Annotated in this window: 5 protein-coding genes; 1 reads left to right on the top strand and 4 read right to left on the bottom strand. The window is 58.0% G+C overall.

Annotated elements, in window-relative coordinates; genetic code table 11:
• Window positions 1-392: 392 nt before the first annotated feature.
• From serS to NW829_RS08020, 4 genes are all read right to left on the bottom strand, one after another.
• A complete protein-coding gene (gene serS / locus NW829_RS08005; RefSeq protein ID WP_414416826.1) occupies window positions 393-1,700 on the bottom strand; it encodes a serine--tRNA ligase in 1,308 nt (435 codons plus the stop codon).
• Between the two features lie 33 nt (window positions 1,701-1,733).
• Entirely contained in the window at window positions 1,734-2,726 is a 993-nt protein-coding gene (gene ilvC, locus NW829_RS08010; protein WP_414329205.1) for a ketol-acid reductoisomerase, read from the bottom strand.
• 63 nt (window positions 2,727-2,789) lie between these two features.
• The gene (locus NW829_RS08015; RefSeq protein WP_414416827.1) at window positions 2,790-4,271 is read right to left on the bottom strand and encodes a glycosyltransferase; all 1,482 of its coding nucleotides are present in this window, start codon (window positions 4,269-4,271) and stop codon (window positions 2,790-2,792) included.
• Between the two features lie 187 nt (window positions 4,272-4,458).
• Window positions 4,459-4,920 (bottom strand): YlqD family protein, encoded by a 462-nt coding sequence (locus NW829_RS08020; RefSeq protein WP_011433386.1) that lies wholly within the window; start codon window positions 4,918-4,920, stop codon window positions 4,459-4,461.
• A gap of 278 nt (window positions 4,921-5,198) precedes the next feature.
• On the opposite strand from NW829_RS08020, the gene hemC reads away from it, so the two are divergent.
• Window positions 5,199-6,185: a hydroxymethylbilane synthase gene (hemC, locus tag NW829_RS08025; protein ID WP_414416828.1), complete on the top strand. Its 987-nt coding sequence runs from the start codon at window positions 5,199-5,201 to the stop codon at window positions 6,183-6,185.
• The last annotated feature ends 1,211 nt before the right edge of the window (window positions 6,186-7,396 follow it).

Here is a 7,396-nt window from a genome sequence, read left to right on the forward strand (position 1 = left end):
TGCGCCAGAAGATCGCCGAATTGCAAGCTGAGTTGGATCGCCTCAAGGGCAAATCTTGAGCGGAAGGACAGCCCGGCAGGAAGGTAGGAATGCATTGCTTCCTAGCTCCTCTCCCCTTTTGCATAGCGGAAGCGGTACCGCAGAGCACTTGGGAAGTGTCTCAACCTAACTTGAAATGACCCTAAAGATTGAGGCTACCGCCAGGTGGATCGTCTCTGTGAAGTGTTAGGGATCCTCGCCCTTTAGAGCCGGGGGCAGGTCAAGGTTGTTCATTTCAGAGGTTTCAAAAAACTGCCGTGAGACAGCTTGCAATTCTCCGTCGTCGGAGAAAAGATGGGAACACCCGCCTATCTGGGCAGGAGCATCTCAATCCAATCTTGTTGAGTTTGAGCTCAGGCAGCAGGAATGAGGATCCCGTCTTCCGAGAGAAAGCGGGAGCTGAGAAAGGGACGCAGCGCCTTGGGAATGCGAATTGAGCCATCCGGCTGTTGGTGATTTTCCAGCAGGGCAGCCAGAGAGCGCCCCACCGCCAAGCCAGATCCGTTCAGGGTGTGGACAAACTGGGTGCCTTTCTGGCCGGCTTCTTTGTAGCGCAGGTTAGCACGGCGGGCCTGAAAGTCCCAGCAGTTGGAGCAACTGGAGATCTCGCGGTATTGATTTTGGGAGGGGAACCACACCTCCAAGTCAAAGCAGCGGGCTGCCGCAAAGCCCAAATCGCCGCTACACAGCTCCACCACCCGGTAGGGCAGCTCCAGCATCTGTAAGATGGCCTCGGCATCCTGCACTAGCTTCTCGTGTTCGGCTTCCGATTGATCTGGGCGAGTGACCTTGACCAGCTCCACTTTTTGAAACTGGTGCAACCGGATCAGCCCCTTGGTGTCGCGGCCATAGCTGCCCGCCTCGCGGCGAAAACATGGGGTGTAAGCACAGAAGTAGAGAGGAAGAGACTCTGCAGGGATCACCTCATCCCGGTACAGGTTGGTGAGGGGAACTTCCGCGGTCGGGATCAGCCACAGGTCGTCATCAGCACAGCGAAAACTATCTTCGGCAAACTTGGGCAATTGCCCCGTCCCCTGTAAAGCAGCGCTGTTGACCAAAAAGGGCGGGATCACCTCGGTGTAGCCGGCTGCAATGTGGCGCTCCAGCATCATGGCAATCAAGGCCCGTTCCAGGGCCGCGCCTGCCCCCACCATAGCCACAAAGCGGCTTTGGGCCACTTTGACCGCACGGCCAATCTCCAGCAACCCTAGTTTTTCGGCAATCTCGTCATGGGGAAGGACAGGATGGGCAGGTTTCAGCTCCTCACCCCAGCGACGCACCTCTACATTGTCGGTCTCATCTCGGCCAACCGGCACGCTGGGCAGGGGCAAATTGGGCAGGGTAAGCAGCCGAGCACGAATCTCCTCTTCCAGCTCTCGTTCCCGCTGCTCCAGTTGGGCGATCTCGGCCTTGAGATCCACCCCCCGCTGCCGTAGGGCCGCCACTTCGGGGCCCTGGGGATCCGCCCCCTGGCGGAGGATCTCGCCGACTTTTTTGCCGAGACTGTTGCTTTCAGCCTGCAGGGATCCCTTGCGGGTCTCCAACTGCCGCCGCTCCCGATCCAACTGCAGGATCCCATCCAGATCGACTGTGGCCCGGCGGTTTTGCAGGGCTTGGCGTACCTGTTCAGGGCGATCCCGCAGCAGCTTCAGATCCAGCACAGAGATGGTCTACCCTCAGCTCCAGATACCCGACTATTTCTTTAGCCAGCTAAACATGGCCCGCAGCTCCCTGCCCACCTGTTCAATGGGGTGTTCGGCCTCGCGGCGCCGCATCGCAGTAAGCCCTGGCTTGCCGGCCTGATTTTCCAAGACAAATTCACGGGCAAATTGGCCGCTTTGAATCTCGGCGAGGATGCGTTTCATCTCGGCGCGGGTTTGCTCCGTGATGATGCGGGGGCCACGGGTGTAGTCGCCGTATTCTGCCGTGTTGGAGATGCTGTGGCGCATTTTCTCCAAGCCCCCCTCGACAATGAGATCCACGATCAGCTTCACCTCGTGCAGGCACTCGAAGTAGGCCAGTTCCGGCTGGTAGCCCGCTTCCACCAAGGTTTCAAACCCCGCTTTGATCAGAGCCGTCAGCCCACCGCAGAGCACCACCTGCTCGCCAAAGAGGTCGGTTTCGGTCTCTTCCCGGAAGGTGGTTTCCAAAATGCCGGCCCGCGTGCCACCGATGGCTTTGGCATAGGCCATGGCCCGCTCCCGTGCCATTCCCGAGGCATCTTGATAGACGGCAAACAGGCAGGGCACCCCTTCCCCCGCTTGGTAGGTGCGCCGCACCAAGTGCCCAGGGCCTTTGGGGGCAACCATGATGACATCCACGTCTGCCGGCGGCTGGATCTGCCCGAAGTGAATGTTGAAGCCGTGGGCAAAGAGGAGCACGTTCCCCGGCTGCAGGTGGGGACGGATTTCGCCCTGGAAAACGGCCTTTTGCACTTCATCGGGCAGCAAAACCATTACCCAATCGGCGGCAGCGGCAGCATCCGCCACCGTTTTGACCATTAAGCCGTCTTGCTCGGCTTTGGGCCAGGAAGGGCTGCCAGGGTAAAGGCCAACGATGACCTGGACACCGCTATCGCGCAAATTGAGGGCGTGGGCGTGGCCTTGGCTGCCATAGCCGATGATGGCAACGGTTTTATCGGCCAAAGGCTCCAGGTTGGCGTCGGTGTCGTAGTAGAGGCGGGCCATGGTCGAGCAGGGCGTGAGCAGGTGCTTGACTAGGATAGCAGGATTGGATCCAACTTGCTGACCTCAAGCGCCGTGATGAACAGTTTTCACCCACCTTAGGCGCTTGGGCTGTACACACATGCGAGCGGTTGTGGCGATCATAACCGGCAGCCAGTGGAGCATGTAGACCAAGCCCAGGGCGGTGTGCCACCAAAGTCGCCGTCCGCGCAAGCCCTCCACCTGGCGTAGCCCCCGGTAAAAAGCCACCGTCAGGCAGCCCATCACCAGAGCGTTCAAGGGGAGCAGCACCGAGGAGTGGCCCGCCAACAGCACCCAGAGGGTGTCGGGAACCAAGGCCATCGGCAGCAAGTACTGAGAAATAAAGAAGGCCCAGAGATCCACCGTTTTGGCCATCCCCATCCGGCGACTGAGGATCCCTGGCCAGTAGTCGAGATAGCGCTGGTAGCCCCCTTCTGCCCAGCGGCAGCGCTGGTGCCAGAGGCTTTTCCAAGAGGTGACCCCTTCTTCGACGATGGCCGGCTCTGGCAGAAAGGCGATATCTACGCCCGCCAGGTGCAGCTTAAAGGTGAGATCCAAGTCGTCGGTGAGGGTGGCCTCGTTCCAGCCGCCGCACTTTTCCAAAACATCTCGCCGCACCAGTTGGCCATTGCCGCGTAGCTCGCCAATGCCCCTCACGGCCACGCGCTGCTGCTGAAAATAAGCGTCGGAGGCCATTTCCGCCACCTGCCCCAAAGTCCAGAAGTTGACCTTGGGGTTGCTCAGGGCCTTGCGCACCTGTACAGCCCCTACCATCCGTCTGCCAAAACGGCTGCGCAGGCTGCTCACTTGAACAAACAAGGGTAGAGTGCGGGCAAGAAAATCCGAGGGCACCACAGCATCGGCATCGCAGACCAGGATGATCTCCCCTTGAGTCAGGGGCAGTACCTCGTTGAGGGCACCGGACTTGCCCCCCCCTCGTCCTGGCTGCCGCCGGTAAACCCGCAGATGCGGGATCCGCTTTTGGGCTTCCCGCAGAACTTCAGGGGTGGCATCGCTGCTGTTGTCGTCGATGGCCCACAGCTCCAGATGGCTGGTGGGGTAACGGAGCTGGGTCAAGCTGTGCAACAGCCGTGGGAGCACTGCGCTCTCATTCTTGGCTGGGATCAACACAGCCACACGGGGCAAGGCCAGCCCGCCCAACTCAGAAAGCCCGCTCTGCCCATCCCGTTGCATTGGCAGGACAGAGTCATTGTTGTTAGGGTCATCGCTGTTATCTGTTGACCTGGGATCCCGGCGGGTCGCAGCGGCAGGAGGAAGTCTCAGAGGGGGCAGGGAGGTCGCCGGTTGCAGGCGAAATAAGCGGCTAATGTGGATCACCATGAACGTGGCCAAACCAACGGTGATCCAACGGGCCGTCGGCACCACATGCATCAGGCTGACCAACCCCCACACCATGGCCAGAACCAGCAGAGCCTTGAGACGGCGGCGCTGGGCCGAGGTGAGCAACCAATCGGGAAGATGAAGATCCTCGAGAGGCTCTGGCTCTGACCAGACGAACTCAGACATGGGAATCCTCCCCCGGGCGGCAATGTTACCCAACCTCGCCAGCCTGTGCGAGCGTTAACCCAAAGGCTGTTAAGAGGTTGTTACCTATTGTCACCCATTGTGTTGGCGAAACGGAGTTCTCGAGAACCTACAGGCGAGAAAAATTGGGGATCCCGACTGCCGCTTCTCCGGCAAGGGGGTGAGTAGCCTATGGGTTACCGCGAATCTCTTTGATCACCCCATCTTCCAGAAGGATCTCGACCTGCATTTTCTGGATCAGGTTGTCTCCTTTTTGGACTCGGAAGAAGCTCTCCACATTGCCCTGAAGCACTTCTTGGTTAAGCTCCAGGGTGCTCAGTTGGTTGATCTGCTGCAACAATTGGTTTTTCTGATCCAAGAGGCGGATTTTCTGCTCGTTCACGCGGCTTTTCACCGCTTCCACCTGTTGGAGCACTTGGGGGCTGTTGGGGTTGGGGCTCTGTTTCTCCAGTTCGGCAATAGCCCGCTTGCCCTGAAACTCCAGCTGTTGCATCTGAGCATCGGTGGCTTCGATCTGCCGCTCCAATTGCTCCTGCATTTCCTTTTTCCAAAGGGGTGTGACCACCACCTTAACGGGAATGTTGCGTTTGAGCAGTAATTGAGTGCCGTTGCTGACGTTGTTTTCTTCCATAAGACTCATCCAGGCAGACGACCAACCAAACCAGGGGCTTGTGCCCATTGTAGAAAGCTCCCCTCAAAAGCTCTGGGGTTGGGGAAGAGGAGCTTGACAGACCGGATCCTCCCCCGCCGAGCCGGAGAATCCATCTACCTATCCTACCGGCTGGGATCCCTGCGGTAAAGTCTTGATTTCGGGAAACTGCAGTTTTGGTTAAGGATCTTAAAGGCCGCCGCCTTGCCCTGGCACAGATTCGGCTAGCGTGAGAGGCAGTGTTCTTTTTTGCGGCAGCCATGAGTGAACTGGCTTCGACCCCCTCCAAACCCTCTGCTGGGATCACCAAGCCGGTGCGGATCGCCTCTCGAAAAAGCGAGTTGGCTTTGGTGCAGACCCAGTGGGTGATGGGTCAGTTGCAAGAACACCATCCGGGATTACCCCTGGAGCTCAACACTCTCTCCACCCAGGGAGACATCATCCTGGATGTAGCCCTGGCCAAAATTGGAGACAAAGGTCTCTTCACCAAGGAATTGGAGGTTAGCCTGCTCAACGGCAGCAGCGACTTGGCGGTACACAGCCTTAAAGACTTGCCCACTCGCCTGCCGGAGGGCTTGGTGTTGGGGGCGATCACGCGGCGGGAGGATCCCCTGGATGCTTTGGTGGTGGGGGAAAAGTTCCGGGATTACCGACTGGCCACCCTGCCAGAGGGGACGGTGATCGGCACTTCATCGCTGCGGCGGCTGGCCCAACTGCGCCATGCCTTTCCCCACTTGCACTTTAAGGATGTGCGGGGCAACCTCAACACCCGCTTGGCCAAGCTGGAGCGGGGAGAGTACGATGGCCTGATTTTGGCGGTGGCCGGCTTGAAGCGTCTGGGCAAAGCCGACCGGATCCACGAGGTGCTGGATCCCGGCGTGTCTCTGTACGCGGTTGGGCAGGGATCCCTGGGAATCGAGTGTCGGCAGGGAGATGAGCGCATCCTCGATTTGGTGCGACCCTTGGCGGATGTGGAAGCGACGGCGCGCTGCTTGGCAGAGCGAGCTTTCCTGCGGGCTTTGGAAGGAGGGTGTCAAGTGCCCATTGGCGTTCACAGCCAAGTCCAAGGGGAGGCGCTGCACCTAACCGGTATGGTGGCCGACCTGGATGGCCGGCGGCTCATCCGCGATACTCAGACGGGATCCACCGCCGATCCCGAGGCAGTGGGGATGGCTCTTGCAGAAAAGCTAAAACAGCAGGGGGCCGACGAGATTTTGCAGGCCATTTTTGCCCAGGCCCGCCGTTAGGCTTTTCCACCCTTTCTGAGTAAGCTTTGAGGTCTGCAGCCAGGGGGAGTTGAAGAAAAGGGGGGCACGGAAGTCCCCCCTAAGGCAAATTTCACTCAACTTCAAATGGGAAACTCGCATTCACAGCAGCAGTATCTAAGCTCTAGCTTAGCTTCCAAAACCGCCGTATCATCCTGAACTACTAGGGTCACTCTGTTGTTTGCAATCTCTGCAGGCGAGAGGGTTAGGGTTTTGGTGAAGGTTTGGCCAGGCGGACTTGGGGAAGTATACAAAAACCCCGCTTGAGTTGAAGTCCCGCCGTTGAATAGGTAGTACCTGTCGTTCCCGGCATTAGGAGCTGTGTTACTTGTTGCCTGCAAGTTATTGCGATAGGTAAACGTAAGGGTGCCTCCCATCCGGCAGCCTATTCTACAAGGGGGGCTCCATTGGAAGGTATGAGCAAAGAGTTTATTGGCTTGGCGCTCTCCCCAGTTGACTGTCCCGAAAGGGCCCTGGAGAGTTGTCCAAATTTGGGGTGGAACCTCCGATGGCAGGGGGGAAGCAGGGTTTGGCGGAGGAGCGCTGAGGGTTACTGAGCGCAACACCATGGGTCTCGAGCACGGAAGGCCAGGCAGAGGTCTTTGCGAAGGGGGGAAAGGAACCTGGCGGAATAGCTCATCTACAGTTTCTGAGGATTCTGCCGGAGCTATGGGAACTGGGGAGGGTATCGATCTAGGCACAGAAGGCATAGGCTGCCTAGCTGGCCCTGGAGCCTGAGCCACCAAAAAATGATCTCGAGCCAAGGCAGTACCTGGGAGAAAACCACTCTCCCAAAACGGTGTGAGTAGTAGAGCCAAAATGCCCAGGTGAAGCCCTGCTTTCATCTGTGTTCTCCAAACCTTAAAAGTATAGAGATGCCCGTTCTTCCTCAGTTACAGCTAAAGCCGACGGAGAGGAAAAATAATCTGGTAGCAAAGACTTTCCGGAATACGAGCAGGTTCCTCAAACCTTGTGAAATTTAATTAAGCTTAATTTAGGTCTTTGCCTTAAGGTGCGCTTAGTTAAACCAAATTAAACCAAGCGGACTTGGCTTCCCAGAAGGGAAAGAAAACTTAGGATCTGGAGAAGATGCGCCGCTCAAACTTCAGCCCAATCCAGATCACCCCGATCCCACAAACCACCAACGCCACCGACTTGGCCAACAGGCCGGTTGGGTACTCGAAAAAGCGGGT

The organism is Synechococcus sp. R55.8 (assembly GCF_047461895.1).
Classification (GTDB): domain Bacteria; phylum Cyanobacteriota; class Cyanobacteriia; order Thermostichales; family Thermostichaceae; genus Thermostichus.